Annotated in this window: 25 protein-coding genes; 9 read left to right on the top strand and 16 right to left on the bottom strand. The window is 71.3% G+C overall.

The annotated features are described in order from the left end of the window. Positions 1-4: 4 nt before the first annotated feature. Entirely contained in the window at positions 5-742 is a 738-nt protein-coding gene (locus tag ACTIF1_RS01730) for an RluA family pseudouridine synthase (protein WP_439594638.1), read from the bottom strand. Here ACTIF1_RS01730 and ACTIF1_RS01725 point away from each other — a divergent pair. Beyond that, positions 639-1,646 (top strand): PfkB family carbohydrate kinase, encoded by a 1,008-nt coding sequence (locus tag ACTIF1_RS01725; RefSeq protein WP_439594637.1) that lies wholly within the window; start codon positions 639-641, stop codon positions 1,644-1,646. The genes ACTIF1_RS01730 and ACTIF1_RS01725 overlap by 104 nt on opposite strands. 6 nt (positions 1,647-1,652) lie before the next feature. On the opposite strand, the gene ACTIF1_RS01720 is transcribed toward ACTIF1_RS01725, so the two are convergent. The 10 genes from ACTIF1_RS01720 to ACTIF1_RS01675 all read right to left on the bottom strand — a co-directional run bounded on the left by ACTIF1_RS01720 (position 1,653) and on the right by ACTIF1_RS01675 (position 12,058). Beyond that, positions 1,653-2,240 (bottom strand): hypothetical protein, encoded by a 588-nt coding sequence (locus ACTIF1_RS01720; protein ID WP_439594636.1) that lies wholly within the window; start codon positions 2,238-2,240, stop codon positions 1,653-1,655. A 217-nt stretch (positions 2,241-2,457) separates the two neighbouring features. Continuing rightward, positions 2,458-3,396, bottom strand: a complete 939-nt coding sequence (locus ACTIF1_RS01715) for a hypothetical protein (RefSeq protein WP_439594635.1) — start codon at positions 3,394-3,396, stop codon at positions 2,458-2,460. 40 nt (positions 3,397-3,436) lie between these two features. Next, positions 3,437-5,677, bottom strand: a complete 2,241-nt coding sequence (locus tag ACTIF1_RS01710) for a glycosyltransferase (protein WP_439594634.1) — start codon at positions 5,675-5,677, stop codon at positions 3,437-3,439. A 35-nt stretch (positions 5,678-5,712) separates the two neighbouring features. Then, entirely contained in the window at positions 5,713-6,780 is a 1,068-nt protein-coding gene (locus ACTIF1_RS01705) for a hypothetical protein (protein ID WP_439594633.1), read from the bottom strand. Between the two features lie 175 nt (positions 6,781-6,955). Beyond that, the gene (locus tag ACTIF1_RS01700) at positions 6,956-7,750 is read right to left on the bottom strand and encodes a hypothetical protein (protein WP_439594632.1); all 795 of its coding nucleotides are present in this window, start codon (positions 7,748-7,750) and stop codon (positions 6,956-6,958) included. A 147-nt stretch (positions 7,751-7,897) separates the two neighbouring features. Further along, on the bottom strand, positions 7,898-8,653 hold the full coding sequence (locus ACTIF1_RS01695; RefSeq protein ID WP_439594631.1) for an HpcH/HpaI aldolase family protein: 756 nt from the start codon (positions 8,651-8,653) through the stop codon (positions 7,898-7,900). An 84-nt stretch (positions 8,654-8,737) separates the two neighbouring features. Further along, positions 8,738-9,670 (bottom strand): hypothetical protein, encoded by a 933-nt coding sequence (locus ACTIF1_RS01690; RefSeq protein WP_439594630.1) that lies wholly within the window; start codon positions 9,668-9,670, stop codon positions 8,738-8,740. Between the two features lies 1 nt (position 9,671). Continuing rightward, positions 9,672-10,145, bottom strand: a complete 474-nt coding sequence (locus ACTIF1_RS01685; protein ID WP_439594629.1) for a DUF1425 domain-containing protein — start codon at positions 10,143-10,145, stop codon at positions 9,672-9,674. Positions 10,146-10,164: 19 nt separating this feature from the next. Then, on the bottom strand, positions 10,165-11,469 hold the full coding sequence (locus ACTIF1_RS01680) for a hypothetical protein (protein WP_439594628.1): 1,305 nt from the start codon (positions 11,467-11,469) through the stop codon (positions 10,165-10,167). A 22-nt stretch (positions 11,470-11,491) separates the two neighbouring features. Beyond that, positions 11,492-12,058, bottom strand: a complete 567-nt coding sequence (locus tag ACTIF1_RS01675) for a hypothetical protein (protein ID WP_439594627.1) — start codon at positions 12,056-12,058, stop codon at positions 11,492-11,494. 330 nt (positions 12,059-12,388) lie between these two features. Here ACTIF1_RS01675 and ACTIF1_RS01670 point away from each other — a divergent pair, with 330 nt between their 5' ends. The 4 genes from ACTIF1_RS01670 to ACTIF1_RS01655 all read left to right on the top strand — a co-directional run bounded on the left by ACTIF1_RS01670 (position 12,389) and on the right by ACTIF1_RS01655 (position 16,108). After that, positions 12,389-13,783 carry an FAD-binding oxidoreductase gene (locus ACTIF1_RS01670; RefSeq protein ID WP_439594626.1) on the top strand — a complete coding sequence of 465 codons (1,395 nt, stop codon included), beginning with the start codon at positions 12,389-12,391 and terminating at the stop codon, positions 13,781-13,783. 4 nt (positions 13,784-13,787) lie between these two features. Then, positions 13,788-15,005 (top strand): MFS transporter, encoded by a 1,218-nt coding sequence (locus tag ACTIF1_RS01665; protein ID WP_439594625.1) that lies wholly within the window; start codon positions 13,788-13,790, stop codon positions 15,003-15,005. Between the two features lie 74 nt (positions 15,006-15,079). After that, the gene (locus tag ACTIF1_RS01660) at positions 15,080-15,214 is read left to right on the top strand and encodes a hypothetical protein (protein WP_439594624.1); all 135 of its coding nucleotides are present in this window, start codon (positions 15,080-15,082) and stop codon (positions 15,212-15,214) included. A gap of 60 nt (positions 15,215-15,274) precedes the next feature. Continuing rightward, a complete protein-coding gene (locus ACTIF1_RS01655; RefSeq protein WP_439594623.1) occupies positions 15,275-16,108 on the top strand; it encodes a universal stress protein in 834 nt (277 codons plus the stop codon). A 57-nt stretch (positions 16,109-16,165) separates the two neighbouring features. On the opposite strand, the gene ACTIF1_RS01650 is transcribed toward ACTIF1_RS01655, so the two are convergent. Further along, positions 16,166-17,410, bottom strand: a complete 1,245-nt coding sequence (locus tag ACTIF1_RS01650) for an amidohydrolase family protein (RefSeq protein ID WP_439594622.1) — start codon at positions 17,408-17,410, stop codon at positions 16,166-16,168. 110 nt (positions 17,411-17,520) lie between these two features. Here ACTIF1_RS01650 and ACTIF1_RS01645 point away from each other — a divergent pair, with 110 nt between their 5' ends. Then, complete coding sequence (locus ACTIF1_RS01645; protein ID WP_439594621.1) at positions 17,521-18,501, top strand: Bug family tripartite tricarboxylate transporter substrate binding protein; 981 nt, start codon at positions 17,521-17,523, stop codon at positions 18,499-18,501. Here the strand turns inward: ACTIF1_RS01645 and ACTIF1_RS01640 are convergent. The 4 genes from ACTIF1_RS01640 to ACTIF1_RS01625 all read right to left on the bottom strand — a co-directional run bounded on the left by ACTIF1_RS01640 (position 18,498) and on the right by ACTIF1_RS01625 (position 22,305). Continuing rightward, on the bottom strand, positions 18,498-19,682 hold the full coding sequence (locus ACTIF1_RS01640; protein WP_439594620.1) for a CaiB/BaiF CoA transferase family protein: 1,185 nt from the start codon (positions 19,680-19,682) through the stop codon (positions 18,498-18,500). The two genes, ACTIF1_RS01645 and ACTIF1_RS01640, sit on opposite strands and share 4 nt — an antisense overlap. After that, on the bottom strand, positions 19,679-20,356 hold the full coding sequence (locus ACTIF1_RS01635) for an IclR family transcriptional regulator (protein ID WP_439594619.1): 678 nt from the start codon (positions 20,354-20,356) through the stop codon (positions 19,679-19,681). Before ACTIF1_RS01635 ends, ACTIF1_RS01640 begins: the two co-directional genes overlap by 4 nt. Beyond that, the gene (locus ACTIF1_RS01630) at positions 20,353-21,324 is read right to left on the bottom strand and encodes a Bug family tripartite tricarboxylate transporter substrate binding protein (protein WP_439594618.1); all 972 of its coding nucleotides are present in this window, start codon (positions 21,322-21,324) and stop codon (positions 20,353-20,355) included. Before ACTIF1_RS01630 ends, ACTIF1_RS01635 begins: the two co-directional genes overlap by 4 nt. A 93-nt stretch (positions 21,325-21,417) precedes the next feature. Continuing rightward, the gene (locus tag ACTIF1_RS01625) at positions 21,418-22,305 is read right to left on the bottom strand and encodes an SMP-30/gluconolactonase/LRE family protein (RefSeq protein ID WP_439594617.1); all 888 of its coding nucleotides are present in this window, start codon (positions 22,303-22,305) and stop codon (positions 21,418-21,420) included. Positions 22,306-22,361: 56 nt separating this feature from the next. On the opposite strand from ACTIF1_RS01625, the gene leuC reads away from it, so the two are divergent. From leuC to ACTIF1_RS01610, 3 genes are all read left to right on the top strand, one after another. Continuing rightward, entirely contained in the window at positions 22,362-23,732 is a 1,371-nt protein-coding gene (leuC, locus tag ACTIF1_RS01620) for a 3-isopropylmalate dehydratase large subunit (RefSeq protein WP_439594616.1), read from the top strand. Then, positions 23,732-24,325 carry a 3-isopropylmalate dehydratase small subunit gene (leuD, locus tag ACTIF1_RS01615; protein WP_439594615.1) on the top strand — a complete coding sequence of 198 codons (594 nt, stop codon included), beginning with the start codon at positions 23,732-23,734 and terminating at the stop codon, positions 24,323-24,325. Before leuC ends, leuD begins: the two co-directional genes overlap by 1 nt. Positions 24,326-24,395: 70 nt before the next feature. Then, entirely contained in the window at positions 24,396-25,604 is a 1,209-nt protein-coding gene (locus ACTIF1_RS01610) for an efflux RND transporter periplasmic adaptor subunit (RefSeq protein ID WP_439594614.1), read from the top strand.

Here is a 25,604-nt window from a genome sequence, read left to right as displayed (position 1 = left end):
ACGCCTACCTTGCCGTCCCACCACAGCCCGCGATCGCCGCCTGCATATGCACCGGCACCGGCGCCTCGAACTGCAAGGTCGGCTCCAGCGGCAGCGTCAGCCCGCGCGCCAGCAGATGCAGCCCGCCGGCCTCCCCGCCGCCATACAGGGTGTCCCCAAGAATCGGGCAGCCGAGATGCGCGCAATGCACCCGCAGCTGGTGCGTCCGCCCGGTCTCCGGCCGCAGTTCCAGCCAGCTCAAGCCGTCGCCGCGCCCCAGCAGGCGCCAGGCGCTGCGGGCCGGGTCCCCCTTGGTCTCCACCTGCATCCGCCAGCCCCGCGCCGCGCTGCTGACCTTGGCGAGCGGCGCCTCCACCAGGCCGGCCGCGCCACCCGGGTCGCCGCGCACCACGGCCCAATAGGTCTTGCCCACCTGCCGCGCCGCGAACAGCGCATTCAGCCGCGCCAGCATCGGCGCGGTGCGGCCCAGCGCCAGGCAGCCGGCGGTGTCGGTATCCAGCCGGTGCGCCGGCTGCGGCAGGCGCTTCTTGCCCAGCCGCAGCGCCGGCAGGAAGGTTTCGAGCGTCTCCCCCTGCCGGGCGGAAAGCGGCAGGCCGGCCGGCTTGTCCAGCACCAGCAGATCGGGGTCCAGGTGCAGGATGCGCGCGCGCAGCCAGTCCGGCAGCGCCGGGTCGCGCGTATTCGGCGGTGCAGCATTCTTCGCTTGGCGAAACCTGCCCGGCGGTGGAACCCTGGGAGCCATGAAAGCGCCTGATCTCCGCCCAATCGTTGTCTGCCTCGGCAGCGTGGTCATGGACCACACTTTCCTGGTGCAGGATATCGTGCAGCCGCCGTCGAAGAACCGGGCCAGCGGCTATAGTCTCGGCGCCGGGGGGCTGGCGGCCAATGCCGCGGTGGGCGTGGCACGCCTCGGCGGCCGCTGCATCTTCTGGGGCAGGGTGGGGGACGACCTGAACGGCACCCCGCTGCTGGAGGCGCTGGCCGCCCAGGGGGTCGATGTGGCGCATTGCCACCGCGCCCCCAATGCCCGCACCCCCGTCTCCGCCGTGCTGGTGGACCCGGTGGGGGAGCGCAGCATCTACGCCTATCGCGGCGACAATCTCGGCACCGATCCCGCCTGGCTGCCGCTGCACCTGCTGGAGAAGGCGAATTCCTTCCTCTGCGATCCGCGCTGGCCGGAGGGCAGCGCCCGCGCCCTGGACCATGCCCGCCTGCATGGCGTGCCCAGCGTGATCGATGGCGAGAAGAGCGAGACGCGCCTACTGCTGGACCTGATCCCGCGCGCCGACCACGCGATCTTCTCCGAGCCCGGCCTGACCAACTACGCCCCCGGCGCCCGGCCGGTCGAGGGGCTGCGCAAGGCGATCGCCGCCGGCTGCCGCACCGCCGCCGTGACGCGTGGCGAGAAGGGCACGCTCTGGCTGACGGCGGAGGATCCGGAGCCGCGCATCACCCCGGCCTTCCGCGTCCAGGCCACCAATACCACCGGCGCGGGGGATGTCTTCCACGGCGCCTATGCCCTGGCCATGGCGGAACGCCAGAGCGTGGCGGAGGCGATGCGCTTCGCCTCCGCCGCCGGCGGCCTGCGGGCGCGGGACGGCGCGACGCCGACGCGGGCGATGGTGGAGGAACTGCTCCGCGGATAGGCGGGTTCAGCGCCCCAGCACGGGCAGTTCCGCAAAGCGGTGGCTCAGCGCCCAGGGGCTGTTGGCCAGCGTGATGCCGGTGCCCTGGATGCGGACGCTGACCTCGGTCGCCTGGCCCGGCGGCAGGGCCAGGGGGCGGGGGAACTTGAAGAGAAAGCCGGTGGCGCCGAGCTCGCGGCCCATGCGTTCAAGGTCGGAGCGCCGCCGCTCCGCCGGCGCGCTGCCCACCATCTGGCCATCCAGCCAGATCTCCACCGTCACCGGCAGGTCGGGGCAGGCGAGGTTGGCGGCCCAGCCGCGCACCAGGGATTCGTTGCACCGATCGATGGCACCGGCCAGGCGGGTGGCGATGCGGCGCCGCGCCAGCGGCTGCAGCCCGCCCCCGACTTCCACGGCCAGGGCGATCTCGGTCCCCTCCGCCAGCGCGGCCTCGGCCAGGGGGATGCGGAAGCGCAGCGGGCCGCCCTGGGTGGCCTCGGGCAGCCGCGCCTGGCCCAGGCTGCGCCCCGCATGCAGCGCATGCAGCAGCGCCCCGGCCCAGCGACCCGGCGCGGCCTCCCCGGCCAGGTGGAAGCGGTCCGCCGCCAGCAGCATCAGCCCGTCCTGGCCTGGTTCAGCCAGGGTCCCCGCCGATGCCCGGGGGCCTTCCCTCACATTCGATTCGCTCACCGCGCAGACTCCAAGCCCGTCCGGAAAAGGCCGTGATGTTCCTGGACGTGCCCTGGCGGGGCGGGGCACCGGGCTTGGCGCCCGTGGTGCCGATGCACTGCCGCGGCGTCCCTGGCGCCGCGACCCCCTTATTGCCCGGGTCCTATTCCTGGCCCGGCGCCCCTTCGAACCAGGGGCGGATATGCTCCAGGCAATTGCGGATCTTGTCGAAGCCCACGGGATTATGGAGAGCCTTGGCGTCGGAATACAACTCCAGGATGAACCGCTGCGACAGGTCGATCTCCTGCTTGTGCTCGGCGCGCAGCTTCAGCGTGTGGAGCAGCGGCAGCAGGTGGTCGGTGTAGTGGTCGTCGTCCAGGATGTTCTGCAGGTAGTAGATGCGCGGCACCGCGGCGCCGCCGGCGATGCTGGCGACGAAGGAGAAGCGGTCGGGGAATTCCGCCTTGGCGCGGTCCAGCGGGATGCCGCCGAAGCCCACCTCCAGCAGCCGCCGCACGCCGCCGCGGCGGAACTTCAGCACATCGGTCTGCGGGTTGTTCACCAGGGCAGAGGCGCCGGGCATGCGGCTTGCCATCATCAGCGAGGTGAAACCGCCGGCGGAGGAGCCGTAGAAGAGGATGTTCTCGTTGCGGATGCCGAGCGTGTCGCGCACCTTGCCCACGATCTCGCAATGCGTCGGCAGCACCGGCGCATCCGCCGTGCCGGCGCACCAGCCGAGGCTGATATCCTCCCGCAGGAACAGCGTGGGATCGTTGAAGATCAGCACGTTGTAGGGAAGCTCCTCGGCCCAGTCCATGCGCTGGAAGCGCGGCAGCTGGACCTCCGAGCGGGACTGGAAGCCCTGGCCGAAGACCAGCAGCGGCTGACCGGGATCGGTGAACTTCAGGTAGAAGGCGAAGTGCAGCGGGCTGCCCTTGTGGTCGTAGATGAAGGTGCCCGGCCGCAGTTCCAGCTTGGCCAGATCCGCCACCGGCAGCGTCTCGGTCCGGGCGCGGGCAGCCATTTCGCCGCGCGAGACGAAGCGCCGGGGGGCGCTGTCCGGCTTGACGGAAGTCGCGGCCGGAGGCGGGGAATCCACCATGTCGAACTCAGATCCTCAGAGGGGCGGGCAGGGCAGTCGGTCAGCCGAACTTGCGGGCCAGGCGCCGCGCATGTTCCAGGCCGCGCCGCAATTCGGGCGAGGCACCGGCGGAGGGTTCTACCGTCTGCAGCACGAATTGCGACAGCCCTGCATAAGCATCCTGTAACATATCCGCGCGTGACTCGGCCGCCTGGGCCTGCGCGGTCAGCCGCGCCACCTCCCGCCGCAGGTCCGCCGCCTCCCGGCTCGCCTCGCGCCGCGCCCCCTCGGCGGAGGAGGCCTTCCAGAACAGGCCCTGGGACAGCAGGAGGAAGGGGCGCACCGCCTCCGGCGCCGTCTCCAGGTAGATCTCCGCCGCCCGCATCAGCGCGCCGTTGCGGTCCCGCTTGCGCCAGCCGCTGCCCCAGCTGGCTAGGGTGGTGCGGTACCAGAGCAGCGATTCCGGCACCACGTCCACGCGCAGGCCCTTCGACCAGGCCTTGGCGAAGAAGCGCCAGTCCTCGGCATGGTTGAAGCGGCCATCCACGGTGAAGCCGCCGATCTCCAGGAAGCGGTCGCGGCGGACGAAGGAGTTCAGGTCGCCATAGCTGTTGCAGATCAGGCCGAGCGGCCCGAAGTCGCCCATCACCACGAAGCGCTTCAGCGCCTCCTGGTCCGCGGCCGGCGGCGCCTCGGTGGCGAAATGGTCGTTGAAGCAGGTCAGCACATCGGCGCCGCCGGTCTCCGCCGCGCGGCAGAAGACCTCCACCTCCTGCGGCTTCGGCACATTGTCGTCGTCCATGAACAGCACGTATTTGCCGCGCGCCGCATAGGCGCCGGCATTGCGCGCGGCGGGCTCGTAGAGGTTTTCCCCCAATCGGACGATGTGAAGATTGCCGCGGCTGCTGGCCTCCAGCTGCGCCAGATAGGCCACGGCCTCCGGCGTGCGGCTGCCATTGTCGACGATGATGATCTCGAGATTCGGGTAGGTCTGCGCCTCCAGCGCCGCGATGGCCTGGGCCAGCCCCTCCGGCCGCTCGTAGTGCAGGATATTCACGCTGACGAGCGGCAGGCGCGCCGGCGGCGGGGCGGTCGGGCGGGCGCGGTCCGCGGCGATCTCGGCCGCGAGATCCGTGTGGAAGCGCAGCATCCGCGCGCGATGCGCGGCGAAGTCGAAGGCGCTTTCGGCCGCGCCGAAGCCGGGGGCGGAAAGCGTCCGCAGGATATGCGTACCGAGTCCGGCCGGGGTCGGCGGAAACAGCACCGCGTCGCGGCTGGCCGGGCCGATCAGCTCCGCCACCCCGCCGACATCGGAGGAGATGAAGGGAATGCGGTGGTAGACGCATTCCATGACCGTATAGGGCGAATTGTCGTGCAGCGCCGCCAGCACGGCCAGCCGCCCCGCCCCGCGCAGATAGTCCACCGCCTGGAAGGTATCGAGGCCCGAGAGCACGCTGACCGGCCGGCCCCATTTCGTCGCCCGCGCCTCCAGCACCTCCTGCGGATACTCCCGGCCGGCCTTGCCGAGGAAGGTGATCTTCACCTCCGGCGGCAGTTCCGCGTTGATGCGGTCGATGGCATCGCAGAAGACCAGCAGGCCCTTGCGCGGCTCGATCCGGCCGAAGAAGACCAGTTCCCGGATCGGACCGGCCTCGGTCGCGGCCGGCGGCGGCGCGCCGTGCAGGCGTTCCGGCATCAGGTTGGGCAGCATCACCTGGCGCGCGGGCAGCCGGAAGCCGGCATCGCGCAGCCATTTCAGCATGTAGTGGCTGGGGCTGATGACGAGGTCCGCCAGCTCCACCAGCCGGCGCTCCATGCGGTCCCGCACCATGTAGGAGATGTCATCGACCGGGGAGGCATTGGTCAGCCGCGACCAGAGGGTCGGCGAATGGGTGGTCACCGCGATGCGGGTATGCGGCAGGCAGAGGCCCTGGGACTTGGCGAGCGCCGTGAAATAGCCGAGGCCGATATAGTCGACGAAATGGATCAGGTCGTAGTCGCTGTGCTTCAGCACCTCATGGACCTGGTAGGCGCGGGCGATATTGTCCTGGTCATAGACGGTGGGCGTGCGGTGCACCGGCGGCAGCGTCTGCTCCGGCAGGCCGATCAGCCGGACACCGGATTTCGCATAGGCCTCCTGCCAATAGGCCAGGTCCTGGTTCTCGAAATAGGTCGAGGTGTAGAACAGCGTCACCTCATGCCCCGCCGAGGCCAAAGCCTGGGCCAGCGCGGTGCAGGCGGTGCCGACGCCGCCATTCTTGATCGGCCCCACGATATCGGGCGAGGCGACGCAGATCTTCATGGCGGCGGGTCCCGTGGCGCGGTGGGTGGCAGGGTCTATTCCACGGCCTCGCGCGCCGCGGCATCCCGCGACGGCGCGAAGGCCATGGACTCGTCAGGCAGGGCATCCAGCTGCAGCAGGCTTTCGCGCGTCACCGCGCGGCAGACCCACCAGGGGCTGTTGGCGAGCTCCACATCCGTGTCGCGCACCCGCACGGAAACCCAGGCATCGGCGCTGACCGGCAGGTGGATCGGCCGGGCGAAGGTGAATTCGAAGCCGGAATGGGCATAGTCGGCGCCGAATTCGGCCAGGTCCGGCCGCGGCCGGTCGGCGCGGGCGGAACCCTGGAAGGCGCCGTTGATGAAGACATCCACCATCACGGGGTGCCCGGGCAGCGCGGGATTGGCGGCAAAGCCCCGCACCATGCTCTCGTTGCAGCGGTCGAGGCCGCCGGTGAAGGTCGAGCGCAGCGGCGCGGAGGCGAGGGTGAAGCGCTCCCCCTGCCGTTCCAGCGCCAGCTCCGCCACCATGCCGTCGCAGACGAAGGCGCCGCGGCCGAAGGTCATGCGCAGCGCAACCGCCTCGCCCTCCGCCGGCAGGCGCAGCGCGGCCAGCGGCATGCGCCCGGCCGGCCGGCCATCGACCGAGAGCAGGAAGGCGGCGCCATCGCGCGCGGCCGCCTTCGCCCAGTCGCCGCCGGGCAGCACCACCTCCGCCGCCAGATGCATGATATCGGCGGCCAGGATGCGGGTGGCCACCTGCGCCTCCGCCTCCGGCAGGATGGGCGTGATGCTCGTGCCATGCTTGACGCGGGCCAGCGCCAGGCGCGCGAGGTCGAGCGGATAGGCCAGTTCCGGCCGGTCATTGACCCGGACCAGCAGCCCGCCCTCGCCGATCGCCAGCTGCAGCCGGATCGGCGCCTCGAAATCGGCCGGCTCCAGCGGCAGCCGGACCTCGGGCTGCCAGGCGCCGCCCAGGAAGCTGTTGAAGACGACCCAGCCCAGCGCCCGCAGCGGCTTGGCGTGGAACAGGATGTCGTCGCCGTCGATGAAGTCCAGGTGGGTGCTGTCGCGGATGGCGCGCTGGGAGAAGAGGTAGCTGTCGGAGGCACCCGGCAAGGCCATACGAAGTCTCTCCTGCGCATCGCGGACCAGGGACCGGCCCCATCACCCCGGGATGGCCTCCGCGGATCCCGCCCGCAAGGCCCTGGCCCGTGGGTGGCGGGCTGAGACCCGGAGCAGGAGGCCTGGTCAAGCCTAGGGCTCGGCGGTTACAGGAGAAGGCCGCTTCCGGTCAACGTCAGGCCGCCGGGGCCAGGGCCGATGGACAGGCGCGGCCGAGCTGTGGTCTAGATCGTATCGCAGCCGCAGCGCCCCAGCTTCCGGACCGACCAGGATGAAGATCACCCTCGCGAAGCCGATCGAGGTGGGCGAGCGCCACAGCTTCCGCGTCTCCCGCACCGGCGGCCATGCCTCGCCCACCATCGACTATGTCTGGCGCGGCACCAGCATCCTGCATCTCCGCCTCGACAAGGCGCGGCAGCGGCTGGTGCTGAACGACAAGGCGCTGGGCCATTGGCGGGCCGAGACCGTGCTGCCCTTCCCCGCAGCGGCGGGGGAGAGCCTGGCCCTGTCGCTCCGCTTCCAGGAATTCGGCGCGCGGGTCAGCCTGGAGGAAGGCGGCCAGGCCGATTTCGACCGCGACATCGAGCTGAAGGACGCCGAGCAGATCCTGTTCGACGACAGCATCAGCTTCAGCCGGAGCGAGGCCTCGCCTGCCGCCCCCTCGGCGCCCGCCGTCCCGCCCCTCGCGGCGGAGGCGCCGGTGGGCGCGCTGACCTTCGCCGGGGCCGCCGGGGTGCGCGGCTGGGCCTTCGATGCGCGGCGGCCGGCGGCGCCCGTCGCGGTGGAGCTGCTGGTGAATGGGCGGGCGGTGGCGCAGGTGCTGGCCGATCGCGGCCATGCCGGGCTGCGCCGCGCCCGGCCGGAGCTTGCCCATCGCGGCTTCACCCACCGCTTCGACCCGCCGCTGGACCTGGCCGAGGGCCAGGACCTGGTGGTGGAGGCGCGGGTGGGCGGGACGCTGCTGCAGCACAGCCCCTGGTTCCTGACCCGGCGCCTGCGGCCGGAGGCGCCGCAGCCGGGCGCGGCGCCGGCGCCGCAACTGGCCCGCCTGGCCGCGGCCGCGCCGCGCGGCAGAGCCCGGGCGCCGCTCCCCCCCAGGGGGAGAGGACTGGTCCGCTCAGCCGCGGGCGACGGCGACCTGGGCGCGGGCGGCGGTCAGCATCAAGCCGCTGTCGTTCATGATGGTGGCCAGGTTGAAGCCGCGCTCGAACATCTCCTTCGAGTACTGGCCCGTCATGGTGTGGATGCCGACCTTCACGCCGGCCGCCTGGGCGGTGGTGCGGATCTTGTCCAGCACGGCCAGGAATTCCGGCTCCCGCCGATCCTGCAGCGGCGCCATGCCGAGCGAGAGGCTGAGGTCGGAGGGGCCGATATAGATCGCATCCACGCCGGGGACATTGACGATGGCTTCCAGATTGTCGAGCGCCGTCTTGGTCTCGATCATCGGGATGACCAGCACATCGTCATTCGCCGCATTGGTATCCGCCGCGGCGCCGTAGATGCCGGAGCGGATCGGGCCGAAGCTGCGGGCGCCCTTCGGGGGGTAGCGGCAGTAGGAGACCAGGGCGCGGGCCTCGGATTCGGTGTTCACCATCGGGCAGATCACGCCCTTGGCGCCGCCATCCAGCACCTTGCCGATGATGCCCGGCTCGTTCCAGGGCACCCGGACCATCGGCGTGACGCCATGCGGCTGCATGCCCTGGAAGCAGGCGACCATGGACATGTAGTCCTGCACGCCGTGCTGGATATCCACGGTCAGGCTGTCCCAGCCGGCCTGGGCCATGACTTCGGCCGTGAAGCCATGCGGGATGGCCAGCCACCCGTTCACCACGGGCTTGCCTGCCGCCCAGGCCGCCTTGACGCCGTTTGCCATCTTCTACGTTCCCCCGAGGGTGGTTGTATGATGACTGGAACGCTAGGCCCGGGGGTGAAAGGCGTCAACGCGGGGGGGGGCGGTTCAGCGCGGCGGGGACCATTCGCTCTGCAGCTGCAGCATCAAGGCGGCGGCGGCCAGATCCCCGCTGGAGGCCGCAAGCTGGCCCGGCTCGACGGCGGGCGGCGTGATCACCTCATCGGCCAGGATCGTGCCGCGCCGCAGGTCGACCGCCGTGACCCGGTAGATCGAGCCGCCCGGCGCCGCCTGCATCGGCGCGGCGCGCACCAGCACCACCACCTCCGCATGCTCCCGGATCGCCGCGGTCTCCAGCTGCTGCGGATCAAGGACGCTGCGGGCCGCGGTGGAAATCCGCAGCGCCGTGGCGCGGTCCACCATCCGCACCCGCTCGGTCGCCAGGCGCCGCGTGAAGCCGGTCTCGAACAGCCATTGGCTGCCCTCGTCCATTGGCGCGTTGCGCGCGCCAAAGGCCTGGCGTTCGACGGTCACTTCCGTGCGGCGTTCGCTCTGCAGGCGCAGGCGCTCCCCCACCTCGACCTGCCGCGGCCCCGTCTCGCCGGGGGCTGTGGCATCAGGCTGGGCCTGCACCTCCAGCGTGGACTTGCTCTGGCCCAGGGGTGGCCGTTCGACTGTGGTGGCCGGCGCGGCGGGGGCCTGTTCACGCAGCGTCAGCCGGCCGTCGCGCTCAAGGGTCGCGATGTCGCGGCGCTGCACACGCGCTTCGCTCGTCGGAATGGCGGAGATGTCGCGGTTGAAGAACAGGATCAGCCGCGGGCTGCCGGCGCGGCGATAGGCGCTGGCAAAGGGGGTCTCGGGCGCCGGCTGCGGCGGGCGTGGCGGCCGTGGCGGGCTCAGCACGCCGGGGACGCCCTGGCGGAAGCCGTCCTGGCCGATGCGGGGCTGGTCCTGCGCCGCGCCGGGGCCCGCCGAGGCCAGGAGCAGCAGGGCGGCCAGCGCCAGGGCCGGTGGGGCGGAGGAGCGGATTGCCAAGGTCATGTCAGCTGCCCCTGCGGATATCGATGGTGAAGGCCGCGGCCCGGGCATTGGTCGAGATCTCCGAAAAGTCGCGGCTGCTGCGCGGCGGCAGAAAGACGCGCTTCCAGACGCTGGGCGGCTCCGTCTGCGCCCCCGCCGCATCAAGGAACTGGATCGCGCCCTCGATCTGCACCGGAAAGGCGCTGCAGTTCAGCAGCCGGACCGCCACCTCGACGCTGCCGTTCGGCCGGCGCCCGCTGCGAAGCTCCTCGACATGGACCAGGTTGTTTGCGTCATCGACCATGCGCACGCCGCGCCGGTCGATGGCGGTGGCGGATTGCGGGAAGGCGGGCGCGGTGCCGCGGCCCAGCGCCGCCTCGGCATTGTGGAAGGCCGGTGCCTCGCAGATCTGCGGCGGCGGTGGCGGCTGGTTGGCACAGGCGGCAAGCCCGAGCAGCGCCGCGCCGAGGGAGATCTGCCGCATCACGCGTGGCATGGCGCCGTCCTTCTCCGGTTCAACGGGCAAGCGTGTAGGGCGCCGTATCGGGCACCGAGAGCGCCGGAACCTCGCGGCCCCAGGCGATCGAGCAGGCCCCGGCGGTGCGCACCGCCAACTCCCGCTGCATCGGTCGGCCGCCCCGCTCGAAGCTGGCCTGGACGGTTGTCGGTGCCGGCACGGGCGCGGGCTGCGGGCCACGTCTCGTGGTGGGGCGGGTCATTGGGCGCGGCGCCGTGCCGAAGAGCAGGTTCGCGGGCAGATTGTCCCAGAACCGTGCATCGGCCTCGGTCTTCATGGATTCGGCGGCAGCCTGGGCGATCAGGCCCACCAGCATCACGGCCGCGCCGGCGGCGGCCATATTGGTCTGCGCCTGGTGGTTGCCCTGGAAGGCAGAGGCCGCCAGGAGGCCCGCACCCACTGCGGTCGCCGCACCGCCGGCAAAGGCCGTGTTGGTCTGGTAGACGACCTTGCCCTGATTGATCAGGTCGACCCAGCGGCCCGCGCGCGTTGCGGCCTGGTAGAACAGGTCCTCGGCGGGTGCGGCGGCGATGCTGGTCGGGCCGAGCTGGAAGCTGGCGCGCGCGAGGGCGGGGACGCTGCCGCGGCTGTAGCTGAGAAGCTCCCTGCGCGAGCCGGCGGTGCCCTTGTTCGGACCCGTGCCGGCTTCGAAGATCAGCAGCATGTTGTTTTCGGCAGGCGGCTCCGGGAGATTGGCGTTGCGGCTCCGCGCCTCGGTGAAGGAGGCCTCGACCGTCTGGCGATCGAAGGCGGCGCAGCGGGCCGCCCAGCCTTCCAGGAAGGCCATGGCGCCGAAATCGGACGCCATGCGCGTATTCTCCTCCATGAAGGTGTCCTGCAGCAGGCCGCCGCGGAAGGAGGCGCGGGCGTTCTGGTAGTCGCCCTGCATCAGGTAGATGAGGCCCCGGTAGTAATAGGCCATCGCCCGTTCATAGGGTTCGCCCTTGAAGTCCTTGGTGCTCTCGGCATACCAGACGGACCGCGCGCGCTCCGCCGCCGGATTGTCGGCGTAGATCGCCTCGATGATCTGCAGCGCGTCGTCGAAGCTGGCGGCCGCCAGGTCCAGCCGGCCGAGGTCGAGCGCGGCGAGGCCGCTGCGCATCTGGTTCAGGGCGCGGTGCTGGTCGCCCTGGATGGGCACCTGCCGGCTCAGCCGGCGCAGCTCCGGCGGATGGTCCGCCACGAAGCTGTCGATGGCCTGGGCGCTGACGACGGGACGTTGCTGCTGCGCCACGCAGGCGGTGAGCAGGAGCGCGCTGGCCGCCACGAGGCTGGCCGAGCGCAGGGCGATGCTGTTGTGCATTCTTTTCGTGTTCCCGCGCTTGTCAGCGATAGAGGATGTCGTCGGCGGCGGCGCGGGCGAATTCGTAGAGTCCGGACCAGACGATGACGCCGCGCTCCAGGTCGATCATCTCGAAGGTGACCTGGTTGTAGCGCTGCACCATGCCGGTCCGCGGATTGCGCTGGTCGAGCGAATTCAGCCGGCCGACGAGGCGGAAATCGCCGCCCGCCTGGGCCCGCGTCAGGCCCAAGGTCCCGACATCGACGCGGCCGCCACGGCGCATGGCGCGCTCATCGGCCACCACCCCGAAGCTTTCGCGCGAGACGAAGACCATCCGCCCCTGCGCCGCACGCGACAGGCCGATGCGAAGCCGGTCCGTGATCGCGTTGACGTTCAGCCGCTGTGAGGAGAGGTTCTGGAAGTACTGTGCATCGACGATCACCTGCGGCGGCCGTGCGGGATTGGCCAGCAGGGGGTTCTGCAGCATGTCGCGCATCATCTGGTCGGTCATCGCCAGGATGTCCTGGCTCTCGATCCCGACGCCGCTGACGGGGCCGCGGGTCGAGGGGTCGAGTTCCGTGGTTGCGACGCCGCCGACATTCGGTGGCATGGGGGCGCAGCCAGCCAGCAGGGCCAGGAGCGCGGCCGCGAGGGGAAGGCGGTTGCGCGAGGGCCGTCCCGGCGCGAGAGAGTTACCGGCGATGCGGACAGAAGACGCGGGGATCACAAGATTCGATCCTAAATTGTTCTCAATTAAGAATATTGCATTAAAGGCTCGAGTCAACTGTAGGCAGGCGGTTACAAATTCTGATCGCCGCCTCGGCGCCGTTTGGGCGCCGCGGCGAAGTCGGGCCCTGGAGATTAGGAACAGTTGGGCTGCGGCCCCATCGCGGTCCCCAGGCCCTAGCCCAGCACGGGGCCCCTGCCATACCATCGCCCCATGAACACCTTCTCCCCCCGCCCCGTGGACGCCGTCATCGCCGCCGCCAGCCAGTTCCTCGGCGACCGCATCACCACAAATGCGGCGCTGCGCGAGCAGCACAGCCATGGCGAGGACAGCTCCACGCCGACCCTGCCGGATGCCGTTGCCTTCGTGGAGACGACCGAGGAGGTCAGCCAGCTTCTGGCGCTGTGCCACCAGCACGGCGTGCCCGTGGTGCCCTTCGGCGCCGGCACCAGCCTGGAGGGGCATGTGAACCCCGTGCGTGCCGGCATCAGCCTCGACCTCTCGCGCATGACCGCGATTCTCGAGGTCAACGAGCAGGACATGGACTGCCTGCTGGAGCCCGGCGTCACCCGCCAGCAGCTGAACGAGTATCTGCGGGACAAGGGCCTGTTCTTCCCGGTGGACCCGGGCAGCCATTGCACGCTGGGCGGCATGGTCGCCACGCGGGCCAGCGGCACGAACGCCGTCCGCTACGGTACCATTCGCGAAAATACGCTCGGGCTGGAGGTGGTGCTGGCGGATGGAAGGGTGATCACCACCGGCGGCCGCACCCGCAAGGCGGCCAATGGCTACGACCTGACGCGGCTGTTCATCGGCAGCGAGGGCACGCTCGGCGTCGTCACCAAGATCCGCCTGCGGCTGCACGGCATCCCGGAGGCGATGAGCTCGGCCGTGGTGCAATTCCCAACGCTGGCCGGCGCGGTGGAGAGCACCATCCAGGTGATGCAGCTGGGCATCCCCGTGGCGCGGATCGAGCTGCTGGACGACGACATGATGGCCGCCTCCATCGCCTTCTCCAAGCTCGAAGGCTTTCTTCCCATTCCCACCCTGTTCCTGGAATTCCACGGCACCGAGGCCGGGGTGAAGGAACAGGCGGAGCTGGTGGAGGCGATCACGACGGAAAATGGCGGGTCCGGCTTCCGCTGGGCGACCGACCCCGCCGAGCGCACGAAGCTGTGGAAGGCGCGGCACGACAGCTACTGGGCGGGGGTCGCCTGGAAGCCGGGCCACAAGGCGCTGACCACCGATGTCTGCGTGCCGATCTCCCGCCTGGCGGAGGCGCTGGTGGGCGCCAAGCAGGAAGCCACCGAACTCGGCCATACCACCTGCATCGTGGGCCATGTCGGCGACGGCAATTTCCACCAGATGATCCTCTACAACCCGGAGGATCCGAAGGGGCTGGAAGGCGCCTGGGACATGGACCGGCGCGTGGTGGCGCGCGGCCTGTCGCTGGGCGGCACCTGCTCCGGCGAGCACGGCATCGGCCTCGGCAAGCGCGAATTCCTGGAGACGGAGCATGGGGCGGAGGCGCTGGCGGTGATGCGCAGCCTGAAGGTGGCCCTCGACCCCAAGGGCATCATGAATCCGGGCAAGATGTTCCGGAATTGAGGTGATGTCCCCCGCCCAGGCCGGGATGGCGCTGCCCATCCTGGTGCTGTGCCTCGGCCATGTCTTTTCGAACGCCGTGCGGACGATTCCGGCGGTCGCGGCGGATGTGCTGATGCGCGACCTGGGCCTGACGGCGGAGGCGCTGGCGCAGATCACCGGCGCCTTCCCGCTCGCCTTCGCCGTGGTGATGCTGCCGGTCGGCATCGCGCTCGATCGTTTCGGCGTGCAGCGCGTGGCGCTCGGCCTGCTGACGGTCGCGGGCTGCGGCGCGGTGCTGGGCGCGCTGGCGACCGGGCCCTGGTCCATGCTGCTGGCCCAGGTGGTGCTCGGCGCCGGCTGCTCGGGGATGCTGATGTGCCCCATCACCTTCGCCGCGCGCGGCCTTTCCACCTCCCGCTTCGCGGTCTGGTCCGGGCTGATCCAGGCGGTGGGCAATACCGGCATGCTGCTCTCGGCCAGCCCGCTGGCCCTGCTGATCGAGGCGGTGGACTGGCGTGCCGGCTTCCTGGCCTGTGCCGGCATCGCGGCCCTCGCTTTGCCGCTGGTGGCGCTGCTGGTGCCGCGGGACCGGCCCGCGGCGCAGCCGCCGCGCAGCCTGGGGGCGGATCTGCGGGAGGTGGCGCGCATGGCCGCCCAGCCGGCGCTGCGCGGCGTGATGATCTTCGTCTTCGCCTCCTTCGCGGCGGTGCTGGGGCTGCGGGGGCTCTGGGGCGGGCCCTGGCTGATGGAGGGCAAGGGGCTGGACCGGGTCGCCGCCGGCAATGTGCTGCTGGCCTGCACCGTGGCGCTGACCATCGGGCCGCTGCTGGCCGGCCTGGTGCTGCGGCGGGTCGGCCATGCGCCGGCCCTGCTGGCCGGCAGCCACCTGCTCTGCGCCGGCTTCATCCTGCTGATCGTGGGCGGCGGGCCGGGCGGCTGGCTGGCGGGGCTGCTCGGACGCACGGTGCTGCCGGTGGCCTGGGATGCGGCGCTGCTGGTGGCCTTTGGCGCCGTCATCTCCTTCCAGGTGCTGGCCTTTTCCATCGTGCGCTCCGCCGTGCCGCCGGAACAGGCGGGGCGGGCGCTTTCGGCGGCGAACCTGTTCTTCTTCTCGGGCGCCGCCTTCTTCCAGGCGCTGTCCGGCGTGATGGCCGCCTGGGGCGGACCGGCTGCGGCGCTGACCACTTTCGCCGCGGGACTGCTGGTCTGCTCCCTCGGCTTCTGGGCGCTGCGGCCACGGTGACCCTGCCCCTGTCGTAACTGGCCCGCCGGCGGCCCGGCCGGTTAACCTCTCCCGATCGCGGGGAGGGCGGGGCGATGCTCAGGCTCATCGGGATGCTGGCGCTGCTGGCAGGCGTCGCGGTGCTCGGCCACTGGCTGCTGCTGCAGGGCCAGCAGCAGCCGGGCCAGATCGGGCGCATGGCTGCCGGCAGTTGTGCGGCCTGCCATTGAGGGTGCGGGGTGCCGCGGCCGGCGCGGCTGCGTTAGGATGCCGTTGCAGGAGGAATTGGCATGCTGCGCAGCATTCTGGTCGCTTTGGATGACACGCAGGGCGCAAAGGCGGCGCGCGATGCCGCCTTCGCCCTCTCCCGTCGCACCGGCGCCAGCCTGACGGCGGCCGTGGTGCTCGACCGCCCGCATACCGAAAGCGAGCATGAATTCGTGCCCATCGGCGGCGCCGCCTTCAAGGCGCGGCGCGACGCCGCGCTGGTGAAGCGGGCGCAGCAGGATGCGGACCAGGCGCTGGCCGAATGCGCCGCCGCCGCCGCCGGCCATCCCTATGACGAACTCCGCCTGGAGGAGGCGCCGGAGCCGGCCCTGCAACGCGCCGGCGCGACGCATGACCTGGTGGTGATCGGCCGCGACAGCACGCTGGGCCTGGAGGAGGTGGAGGAGGGCGTGGCGCCGGTGATCGAGCGCCTGCTGATGGACGGCGCCCGCCCCCTGCTGGTGATCCCGCCCGAGCCGGTGCTGGCCGAGGGCCCGGTGCTGGTCGGCTACGACGCCTCCCTGCCCAATATGGCCGCGCTGCAGCTTTTCGCCCTGCTCGGCCTCGCGGAAGGGGCGCCGGTGCGCGTCGCCTCCGCCGCCGAGACGCGGGAGGAAGCGCTGGCCATGGCGGAGGAGGGCTGCGCCTATCTGCGCCGCCACGGGCTGCAGGCGACGCCGCTGGCCCTGGTGGGCGACCGCCCGGCCGACCTGCTGCTGGCCGAGGCCGAGGGCATGGCCGCGCGGCTGCTGGTGGTCGGCGCCTTCGAGGAAAGCGGCCTGCGCCGCCTGCTGACCGGCAGCGCCACCCACGAGCTTCTGCGCCGCGCCCGCTGCCCCGTCTTCATCCACCACTGACGACAACGCCCTCCCCCCTTCTCAGGGGGGAGGGTTGGGTGGGGGGTCGCGCCACCCTCACCCCGGCCGGTGCAGCACCGCCGGCGCCCGCGTCACCGTCCGCCGGCCGCGCTTGAAGGCATCCAGCACCGGCGCGATGCCGCGCAGCGCCTGCACCTCGTCCGGCGCATCCACCACCACCAGGTCGGCCGGCGCCCCCTCCCGCACGCCGTAATCCTCCTGCCGCATCAGCCGGGCGGAGCCGTCGGTGATCATCGACCACATGGCGCGGACATCCTCCGCGTTCCCGCGCTGGATGATATTGCCGTAGTGGCTCGCCTGCCGGATCAGCTGCCCATCGCCATAGGGGGTGAAGGGGTTCTGGATATTGTTGGAGGAGATCGAGCAGACCACGCCCGCCGCCACCAGCCGGTTCGCATCCACCACGCTGCGCGGCACATCCGCATCCCGGTGCCGTCCGCCGAGATAGAGGTCCGTCGCCGGCAGCACCGTCAGCGCCACGCCGGCATCCGCCAGGCGCTTCGCCACCTTGTCCACCTCCGCAGGCTTCATGGTGGAAAGCTTCGTCACATGGCCGATGGCGACGCGCCCGCCCCAGCCGTATTTCTCGGTCAGGTCACAGACCAGCAGCGTGTCGAGATCCTCGCCGCTGGTGCCGCTGTCGAGGTGCATGTCGATATCGACGTCGAATTCGCGGGCCATCTCGAAGACACGGCGGATCTGCGCGGCGCGGTCGCTGTCGTAGTTCGGCGCGGCGCCGACCACCCTGGCGCCATTGCGCAGGGCGGCGACCATCAGCTCGTCGGTGCCGGGATTATTGGTCAGCCCCTCCTGCGGCATGACGCAGATCTCGACATCGATGGCCCAGGCATAGGCATCGATCAGCGCCTTCACGCCCTCGAAGAAGCGGAGCCCGATGCGCGGGTCGACCTCGACATGGGTGCGCATGCGGGTGCAGCCGTGCAGCACGCACATCTCCAGCGTCCGGCCGGCGCGCGCGGTCACCTCCTCCACCGTGATCTCGGGCTTGATGGCGGAGACGCGCTCCATGGCCAGGTGCGGGAAGCGCGTCGTCTCGCAGGCGCAGCGGTTGAACAGGCAGGACTTGTCGAGGTGGATGTGGGTTTCCACGAAGCCGGCGCAGACCAGCCGCCCCTGGCCGTGGACCGTCTCCGCCGCCTCCGCCTGCAGCCGCGGGGCGATGGCGGCGATGCGGCCGGCCTGCACGCCGATGTCCATCAACGGGTCAGATGCGGCCGAATGAGGCAGGCGCATCTCGCGCAGGATCAGGTCGAAGGCCATGCGATGCTCCGGGATACCAGTTGTGCGGCGGGCCACCGAACCATGCAGGGCGCGCCTCGTCTACGGCACCGAAGTTGCTTTCCCCGGCGCGACGCAAGGGAGCCTCTCGCATGCACAAGCCCACCCGCCGCCAGATCCTGGGCGGAACCGCCGTGGCGCTGGCCGCCCCCGCCGTGGCCCGCGCGCAGGCGGCCTGGCCGGAGCGGCCGATCCGCTGGATCGTGAACTTCCCGCCGGGTGGCGCGGCCGACATCCTCTCCCGCATCCTGGCCGAGTGGTTCGGCACGAAGCTCGGGCAGCCGATCGTGGTGGAGAACCGGCCCGGCGCCGGCGGCATGCTGGGCAGCGACCTGCTGGCCAAGGCGCGCGGCGACCAGCACCTGGTGATGATCTCCAACGCCGCCTCGCACGGCATCGGGCCGGTGCTCTATGCCAACGTGCCCTATGACGCGGTCAACGACTTCACGCATATCCACCTGGTCGGCACCTTCCCCAGCGTCCTGGCGGTGGGGCCGGGCGTGACGGCGCCGGACCTCGCGGCCTTCCTGGCGCAAGCTCGGGCAAAGCCGGGCGAGATGACCTATGGCAGCGGCGGCAATGGCACGATGAACCACCTGATCGGCCAGCTTCTGGCCCGCGCCGCAGGAGTCGAGCTGACCCATGTGCCCTATCGCGGCTCGGCGCCTGCGATGACCGATGTGATGGGCGGGCAGATTCCGGCGCTGATGGAGAGCCTGCCCACTGCCTTGCCGAACCTGCGCTCCGGCCGCATGCGCCCGATCGCGACCAGCGAGGCCGAACGCTCCCCCGCCTTGCCGGATGTGCCGACCTTTGCCGAGATCGGCTTCCCGGGCGTCACCTCCACCAACTGGTTCGGCTTCTCCGCCGCCGCCGGCATTCCGCCGGCCGTGAAGGCGCGGTGGGAGGAGGAGATGGGCAAGGCCATGGCCTCCCCCGAGATTGCGGAAAAATTCGGCCGCATCGGCGTGCGCCCCGGCACGCTGGGGGCGGAGGCCTATACCGCGATGATCCGCAGCGAGCTGGACAAGTGGCGGGAGGTGATCCGCGCCGGCGGCATCAAGGTGGATTAGCCGGTCAGCGCGCCGCTCGCCCGCAGCGCCGCGATCTCCGCCTCGGAATAGCCGAGCTCCGCCGCGATGGCCGCGCCATCCGCGCCCACCGGCCGCAGGTCTCCGGTGCCGCCGGGGCGGGCGCCGTCGATGGAGACGGGCAGGGCCGGCAGGTCGATCGGCGTGCCGTCCGGCAGGTGCATCGGCACCAGCCCGCCGGAGCCCAGCAGATGCGGATCCTCGAAGAGTTCGGCCGGCTTGCCGATCGGCGCGAAGGGCAGGCCGAGCGTCTCGCACTTCGCCATCAGCGCGGGCTTGGTGTAGGTCCGCAGCACTTCCGCGATGCGCGGGATGGTGCGGTCCCGCGCATCGGCGCGCTGCTTCTTGTCGCTGAGCGTCGGGTCGTTCGCCAGCTCTTCCAACCCGAAGGCCGCGCAGAAGGCCGGCCACTGCGTATCCGTCACCACGCCCACGAAAACCTGGCCGCCGTCGGACGTGGAAAAGATGTCGTAGACGGGCCAGGCGGGGCGGCGGATGGACATGGGCGGCGGCGCCTCGCCCGTGATCTTCGTCTGCGCCATGTGCTGCGCCATCAGCAGGGCCACCGTCTCGAAGAGCCCGGCCTGGATCTCGCCGCCCCGGCCCGTGCGCTGACGCTCCGCCAGCGCGGCCAGGATGCCGATGACGCCGGACATCCCGCCCATGATGTCGATGACGGAGGACCCGGCCCGCAGCGGCCGCCCCTCCAGCCCGGTCATATAGGCAAGGCCGCCCATCATCTGCACCACCTCGTCCAGCGCCGTGCGGTGCTCATAGGGGCCGGGGAGGAACCCCTTGCAGGAACAATAGATCAGCCCTGGATTGATGGCGGACAACTCCGGAAAACCCAGCCCCAGCTTGGCCATGGCGCCCGGCCGGAAATTCTCGACGATCACATCGGCCTTCGCCGCCAGCTTCCGGACCAGCGCCAGCCCATCGGGCTGCTTCAGGTCCACGCAGAGGCTGCGCCGCCCGCGGCCGAAGGCGGCGTAGAAGCCGGCGCCGGACCCGCCCAGGCGGCGCGTGCTGTCGCCGGAAGGGGCGGGCTCCACCTTGATGACCTCCGCGCCGAGATCGGCCAGCGTCATGCCCACGGTCGGGCCCATCACCATATGGGTGAATTCGAGAACGCGGATCCCGGCGAGCGGGGTCGGGCTGGTCATGCGGATGCTCCGGTGGGCGGCATCAGGTCGCCGCCGAGTCGTCGGGTGAGATCGGAGGCCGCTTCGGCCACCGCGGCAAGATGCGCGGCGTGCTGCGCCTCGATCCGCGCCTTGGGGCCGGAGAGGCCGAGCGCGCCGGCCAGGCTGCCGCCGGGGCCGAAGACGGCGGCGGCGATGGCGGCGGTCTCGGGGTTGCGCTCGCCGAAGGTGGCGACCACGCCGAGCGCGCGGGGGTCGGAAGCCGTCAGCACGCGGCCGCCGGCGCCGGCGGGCAGCGGGATCAGGTCCCCGGCTGCCAGGTCGTCGCCGATGCGGTTGGGGCTGCGAACCCGCGCCAGGCACAGGCGCTGGCTTTCGTGGCGCACCCAGAAGCTGGCGGTCTCCCCGCTGCGCGCGGCGAGCGCGGCCAGCAGCGCCGGCAGGTGCCGCTCCACCGGCAGGGACCGGGCATAGAGCGCGCCCCAGTGGAACAGCATGGGCCCCAGGGCCCAGCGCCCATCCGCCTGCCGCGCGGCGCAGCGGCCGCGCTCCAGCGAGGCGAGCAGTCGCAGAATGGTGGATTTGTAGAGGCCGGTGCGGGCCGCGAGTTCCGCCAATGTCAGCGCCGTATCGCCTTCGCGAAAGGCGCCGAGGATGGACAGCGCGCGATCGACGGCGGCGACGCCCTCGCTCATCCGGCGCGCACCCCGGCGTCCCGCAGGATCACGGCCCATTTGGCCATCTCCGCCGTGACGAAGCCTTGGGCTTCGGCGGGGCTGTTGCCGACCAGGCGCTCGGCGCCGAGCTCGGCCAGGCGGGTGCGCGTCACGGGTTCGGCCAGCACGGCCGCAACCTCCGCCTGGATGCGGGCGAGCAGCGGGTCCGGCGTGGTCGCCGGGGCCAGGATCGCCTGCCAGACCATGAAGGTGGCGTCCGGAAAGCCCGCCTCCGCCATGGTCGGCACATCCGGCATCACCGGGCTGCGGCTGGGGCCGGAGAGGGCGAGCGCCCGGGCCCGGCCGCCCTGCGCCAGGCCGAAGCCGGTGAGGCCCGCATCGTAGAGCATGTCCAGCGTGCCGGAGGCGAGGTCGAGCGCCGCCGGGGCGCCGCCGCGATAGGGCACCTCCGTCATCCTGATGCCGGCGGCCCGCAGGAACAGCAGGGAGACCAGCTGCAAGGCGCCACCGCCGCCGGTGCTGCCATAGCTCAGTTTTTCGGGGTTGGCGCGGGCCGCGGCGACGAGGTCGGCCAGCGTCCGGTAGGGCGAATTGGGCGGCACCAGCAGCACCATCGGGCTTTCCGCCACAATGGAGACGGCCTTGAGATCCGCCGCCGGGTCGTAGTCCAGCTGCGGATAGAGCGCCTTGGTCACGGCATGGCCGATATTGTGGAACAGCAGCGTGTGCCCATCGCCGGGCGCCTTGGCGACGAAGGAACTGCCGATGGCCCCGCCGGCACCGGTGCGGTTCTCCATCACCACCCGCTGCGGCAGGCGCTGCGAGAGCCGGTCCGCCACCAGCCGCCCGATGACATCCGTGGCGCCGCCCGGGGCATAGGGCAGCACCATGCGGATCGGCCGGCTCGGCCAGGCCTCCTGGGCGCGCAGCGGGGCGGCAAGGATCAAGGCGGGGGCGGCGAGCAGGCTGCGGCGGGCGAGGGTCATGGCGCTTCCTTCTGCGTTCTCTCAGATGGAACGCCGTTCTGTTATTGCGGCATGAAGCCCCGCCGGCCCGCGCCGGTCAAGGCCCGCCTCGCCTCAGGCCGCCGGGATCTCGGCCGCCAGCAGGCTGCCGGACTGGCTTTCCGTGATCACCAGCGTGCGGCCATCCGGCGCGAAGGCGCAGTTGGTCGGCATGCGGCCGAAGCCCGTGCAGTCCACCCGATGCGTCGCCAGGCCATGCGGGTCCACCACCCAGACCTGGCCATGGCCGGGATTGGCCACGAACAGCCGGTCATGCGCATCCACCGCCATGCCATCGGGGCCGGAGGTGCCGGCGGGCACCCGGAAGAAGAGGTTCGCCTTGGCCACCAGCGCATCCTCCCGCAGGGCGAAGCGCCAGACCTCGCAGGACCGCGTCATGGCCACCAGCAGATGCGTGCCGGCGCGGTTCAGCGTGAGGCCATTGGGGCTGGGGCCGTTCGAGATCAGCCGGTCCATCCGCCCATCCGGATGCAGCCGCCACACGCGCCCGGTCGGGTCCTGCAGCCCGGTCTGGCCCTGGTCGGTCAGCAGGATGGAGCCGTCCCGGTGCAGGATCAGGTCGTTGATCCCCCGAAAACCTTCGCTGTGGATATTCTCGGCCACCGCCGCCATGGCGCCGGTCCGCGGGTCCAGGCTCAGCACGCCGTGGCGATAATCCGCCACCAGCAGCTCATCCTCCCGCGCTGCCAGGCCGTTGGGCCAGCCCTCGTATTCCACCACCGCCTCCCAATGGCTGCCGGAGACGCGGAAGACGCGGCCATGCGGGATGTCGGTGCAGAACAGGTTCCCGGCGCCGTCGAAGCAAGGGCCTTCCAGGAAGGAATCCACCGGCGCGCCGGCGCGGTTGGCATCGGCCCAGGCGCTGCGGCGTGGCCGGCGCAGGCCCTCCGGCAGGCGGGAGAGAAGGGTCGGGGTGATGACGGCGGGGGGCGTGTTCCACATCGCCAGACCCTGCCCGGCTCTTGCGAAGCCGCCAAGCCGGCGCCATGAGTCCTTTCATGGGACAGACGCTTTTCGAGAAGATCTGGGACGCGCATGTGGTGCAGGCCCGCGATGACGGCCTCGCCTTGCTCTATGTGGACCGCCACTATTTTCACGAAGGCAGCTTTCATGCCTTCAACATCCTGAAGGCGCGCGGCCTGGCCGTGCGCCGGCCGGACCTGACCTTCGGCTTCGGCGACCACTACGCGCCCACCGTGGGCCGCAGCACGCCGGAGGTGGCGGACCCCGAGATCCGGGGAATCATCGAGACGTTCGAGGAAAATGCCCGGGCGAATCGGATCCGCGCCTTCGAACTGGCGGACCCCGACCAGGGCATCGTGCATGTCGCGGGGCCGGAGCAGGGGCTGACCCTGCCGGGCATGACGGTGGTGTGTGGCGACAGCCATACCTCCACCCATGGCGCCCTCGGCGCGCTGGCCTTCGGCATCGGCGCCAGCGAGGTGGCGCATGTGCTGGCGACCCAGACCATCTGGCAGGCCCCGCCGAAGCAGATCCGCTGCAATTTCGAGGGCGCGCTGCCCGCCGGCAGCACCGCCAAGGACATGGCGCTGGCCCTCATCGCCCGCATCGGCACCGGCGGCGGATTGGGTGGCGCCATCGAATTCGCCGGCGCCGCCGTGCGCGCGCTGTCCGTGGAAGCCCGGCTGACGCTCTGCAACATGGCGATCGAGGCCGGCGCGCGGACTGGGATGGTGGCGCCCGATGATGTGACACGCGCCTGGCTCGCCGGCCGCCCCTATGCCCCGGCGCAGCCCGACCCCGCCTGGGACCGCCTGTTCAGCGACCCCGATGCCGTCTTCGCCTCGGAAGTGACGCTGGACGCGGCGCAGATCCGGCCGATGGCGACCTGGGGCACCAGCCCGGAGGAGGCGGTGCCCCTCTCCGGCCGCGTCCCCCGCCCGGACGATGCGCCGGACGAGGCGCGGAAAAAGGCCTGGGCGCGCAGCCTGGAGTATATGGGCCTGCGCGGCGGGGAGGCGATGGCCGATGTGGCGCTGGACCGCGTCTTCCTCGGCTCCTGCACCAATGCGCGGATCGAGGATCTGCGCGATGCCGCCGCCGTGCTGCGCGGCCGCCGCATCGCCGTGCCCATGCTGGTCTCGCCCGGATCGTCCCGGGTCAAGCGCGCGGCGGAGGCGGAGGGGCTGGACCGCGTGTTCAAGGAGGCCGGGGCGCGCTGGGAGGAAAGCTCCTGCGCGCTCTGCGTCTCCATGCATGGCGAGACGGTGGGGGAGGGGGAGCGTTGCGCCTCCACCTCCAACCGCAATTTCGCCGGCCGCCAGGGGCGGGGGGCGCGGACGCATCTGGTCTCCCCGGCCTCGGCCGCGGCCTCGGCGGTCGCCGGCCGCCTGGTGAGTGCGATCTGATGCAGGCCTTCACCCAGCTCACCGCCATCGCGGCACCGCTCGACCTCGCCAATGTCGATACGGACCAGATCATGCCGGCCCGCTTCATGCGGCGCCCGCGCGACGAACGCTACGCGACCTACGGCTTCCACGACCAGCGCTTCACGCCGGAGGGCGCGAAGCGGCCCGACTTCATCCTGAACCAGCCGCCCTTCGACCAGGCCGGCATCCTGGTGGCCGGGCGGAATTTTGGCGTGGGATCGTCGCGGGAGGCGGCGGTCTATGCCCTTCTCGCCATGGGCTATCGCTGCGTCGTCGCCGCCAGCTTCGGCGATATCTTCTTCTCCAATGCGCTGAAGAACGGGCTGCTGCCGGTGCGGCTGCCCGAGTCGACGGTGAACGGGCTGCGGGCCGCCATCGCGGCGGCGCCGGGCACCACACTTTCGGTTGACCTGCGGACTCAGATCCTGACGGCGCCGGACGGTTCCACGCATGAATTCGTCGTCCCCGGCTTCGCCCGTGACTGTCTGCTGCGTGGCTTGGACGAAATCGGCCTGACGCTGACTCTGGAGCGCGAAATCACCGCCTTCGAAACGCGGCGCGCGGCGGGATAGCGCCACGCAGAAAACTTGACGCGAGCGGTCGGGATAGGTTTGGGTACCTGCCAAATCTTGGATCGCCTCCATGCTGACGAAGCACCCGGCCGCGCATCGCGCGGCCTTTTCCGGTTCGGCCCTCCTCCTCGGCCTCTGCCTTCTCGCCGGCCCGGCGCAGGCCCAGTTCGGGCCGCAGGGCCCCCCCGCCGTGGGCGTGCTGGCGGTGGAGCGGCGCCCGGTGACCGAAAGCACCGAATTCGTCGGCCGGGTGGAGGCGCAGAACCGCGTCGAGCTGCGCGCCCGCGTCACCGGCTTCCTGGAGGCGCGGCCCTTCCGCGAGGGCCAGGAGGTGACGGAGGGCCAGGTGCTGTTCCGCCTGGAGCGCCCGCCCTTCGAGGCCGAGGTGGCCCGCGCCCGCGCCTCCGTCGCCTCCGCCGAGGCCGAGTTGCAGAACGCCAATAGCGCGCTGGCCCGCGCCCGGGACCTGGTCCGCAGCTCCGCCGGCACGCAGGTGAATGTGGAGAATGCGACGGCCGCGCAGCGCACCGCCCAGGCGACGCTGCTCGGCGCCCAGGCGCAGCTGCGGGTGGCCGAGATCAACCTCGGCTATACCGAGATCGCCGCCCCCTTCGCCGGCAAGGTCGGGCGGTCCACCTTCTCGGTCGGCGCCGTGGTGGGCCCGACCAGCGACACGCTGGCCACCGTGGTCAGCCAGGACCCGATGCGCGTCTCCTTCCCCGTCAACCTGCGCACGGGGACGGAGCTGCGCGACCGCTATGCGACGCGCGGCGGCGCCGATGCCACCCGCGTGCGCATCCGCCTGGTGACCGGGGAGACCTACAACCAGGTCGGCCGCATCGAATTCATCGACCCGCAGGTGGACCGCAATACGGATACGGTGCTGGTCCGCGCGCTGATCCCCAACCCACCCCGCGGCGCCAACAACAGCGACGGCAGCATGGACCGCGAGCTGATCGACGGCATGTTCGTGAATGTCTTCGTCGAGGGCGCGGAGCCGGTGCAGGCGGTGGTGATCCCGCGCAGCGCCGTGCTGCAGGACCAGGCGGGCAACTACGTCTGGGTGCTGGATGGCGAGAACAAGCCGTCCCGCCGCCCGCTGACCCTCGGCCGCTCGATCGCCGACCAGGTGGTGGTCGAGCGTGGGCTGGAGACCGGGGAGCGCGTGGTGGTGGAAGGCGTGCAGCGCGTGCGCGCCGGCCAGCCGGTGCAGCCCGGCCCGGCCACCCCGCCACTCCGCGCCCCCGGCGGCGCGGCCCCGGCCGGCCGGCAGGGCTGA

It is taken from the genome of Falsiroseomonas sp. (assembly GCF_051860665.1).
Classification (GTDB): domain Bacteria; phylum Pseudomonadota; class Alphaproteobacteria; order Acetobacterales; family Acetobacteraceae; genus Falsiroseomonas.
This window is presented reverse-complemented; position numbering and strand designations above follow the sequence as displayed.

Coding starts and splice junctions, on each gene's coding strand:
- ACTIF1_RS01680 (WP_439594628.1), bottom strand. CDS start 11,469: ATGCACAACAGCATCGCCCTGCGCTCGGCCAGCCTCGTGGCGGCCAGC.
- ACTIF1_RS01660 (WP_439594624.1), top strand. CDS start 15,080: ATGCTCAGGCTCATCGGGATGCTGGCGCTGCTGGCAGGCGTCGCGGTG.
- ACTIF1_RS01650 (WP_439594622.1), bottom strand. CDS start 17,410: ATGGCCTTCGACCTGATCCTGCGCGAGATGCGCCTGCCTCATTCGGCC.
- ACTIF1_RS01655 (WP_439594623.1), top strand. CDS start 15,275: ATGCTGCGCAGCATTCTGGTCGCTTTGGATGACACGCAGGGCGCAAAG.
- ACTIF1_RS01720 (WP_439594636.1), bottom strand. CDS start 2,240: ATGCTGCTGGCGGCGGACCGCTTCCACCTGGCCGGGGAGGCCGCGCCG.
- ACTIF1_RS01625 (WP_439594617.1), bottom strand. CDS start 22,305: ATGTGGAACACGCCCCCCGCCGTCATCACCCCGACCCTTCTCTCCCGC.
- ACTIF1_RS01645 (WP_439594621.1), top strand. CDS start 17,521: ATGCACAAGCCCACCCGCCGCCAGATCCTGGGCGGAACCGCCGTGGCG.
- ACTIF1_RS01710 (WP_439594634.1), bottom strand. CDS start 5,677: ATGAAGATCTGCGTCGCCTCGCCCGATATCGTGGGGCCGATCAAGAAT.
- ACTIF1_RS01610 (WP_439594614.1), top strand. CDS start 24,396: ATGCTGACGAAGCACCCGGCCGCGCATCGCGCGGCCTTTTCCGGTTCG.
- ACTIF1_RS01725 (WP_439594637.1), top strand. CDS start 639: ATGCGCGCGCGCAGCCAGTCCGGCAGCGCCGGGTCGCGCGTATTCGGC.
- ACTIF1_RS01685 (WP_439594629.1), bottom strand. CDS start 10,145: ATGCCACGCGTGATGCGGCAGATCTCCCTCGGCGCGGCGCTGCTCGGG.
- ACTIF1_RS01715 (WP_439594635.1), bottom strand. CDS start 3,396: ATGGTGGATTCCCCGCCTCCGGCCGCGACTTCCGTCAAGCCGGACAGC.
- ACTIF1_RS01675 (WP_439594627.1), bottom strand. CDS start 12,058: ATGCCACCGAATGTCGGCGGCGTCGCAACCACGGAACTCGACCCCTCG.
- ACTIF1_RS01630 (WP_439594618.1), bottom strand. CDS start 21,324: ATGACCCTCGCCCGCCGCAGCCTGCTCGCCGCCCCCGCCTTGATCCTT.
- ACTIF1_RS01690 (WP_439594630.1), bottom strand. CDS start 9,670: ATGACCTTGGCAATCCGCTCCTCCGCCCCACCGGCCCTGGCGCTGGCC.
- ACTIF1_RS01730 (WP_439594638.1), bottom strand. CDS start 742: ATGGCTCCCAGGGTTCCACCGCCGGGCAGGTTTCGCCAAGCGAAGAAT.
- leuC (WP_439594616.1), top strand. CDS start 22,362: ATGGGACAGACGCTTTTCGAGAAGATCTGGGACGCGCATGTGGTGCAG.
- ACTIF1_RS01635 (WP_439594619.1), bottom strand. CDS start 20,356: ATGAGCGAGGGCGTCGCCGCCGTCGATCGCGCGCTGTCCATCCTCGGC.
- ACTIF1_RS01670 (WP_439594626.1), top strand. CDS start 12,389: ATGAACACCTTCTCCCCCCGCCCCGTGGACGCCGTCATCGCCGCCGCC.
- ACTIF1_RS01695 (WP_439594631.1), bottom strand. CDS start 8,653: ATGGCAAACGGCGTCAAGGCGGCCTGGGCGGCAGGCAAGCCCGTGGTG.
- ACTIF1_RS01665 (WP_439594625.1), top strand. CDS start 13,788: ATGTCCCCCGCCCAGGCCGGGATGGCGCTGCCCATCCTGGTGCTGTGC.
- ACTIF1_RS01705 (WP_439594633.1), bottom strand. CDS start 6,780: ATGGCCTTGCCGGGTGCCTCCGACAGCTACCTCTTCTCCCAGCGCGCC.
- ACTIF1_RS01640 (WP_439594620.1), bottom strand. CDS start 19,682: ATGACCAGCCCGACCCCGCTCGCCGGGATCCGCGTTCTCGAATTCACC.
- leuD (WP_439594615.1), top strand. CDS start 23,732: ATGCAGGCCTTCACCCAGCTCACCGCCATCGCGGCACCGCTCGACCTC.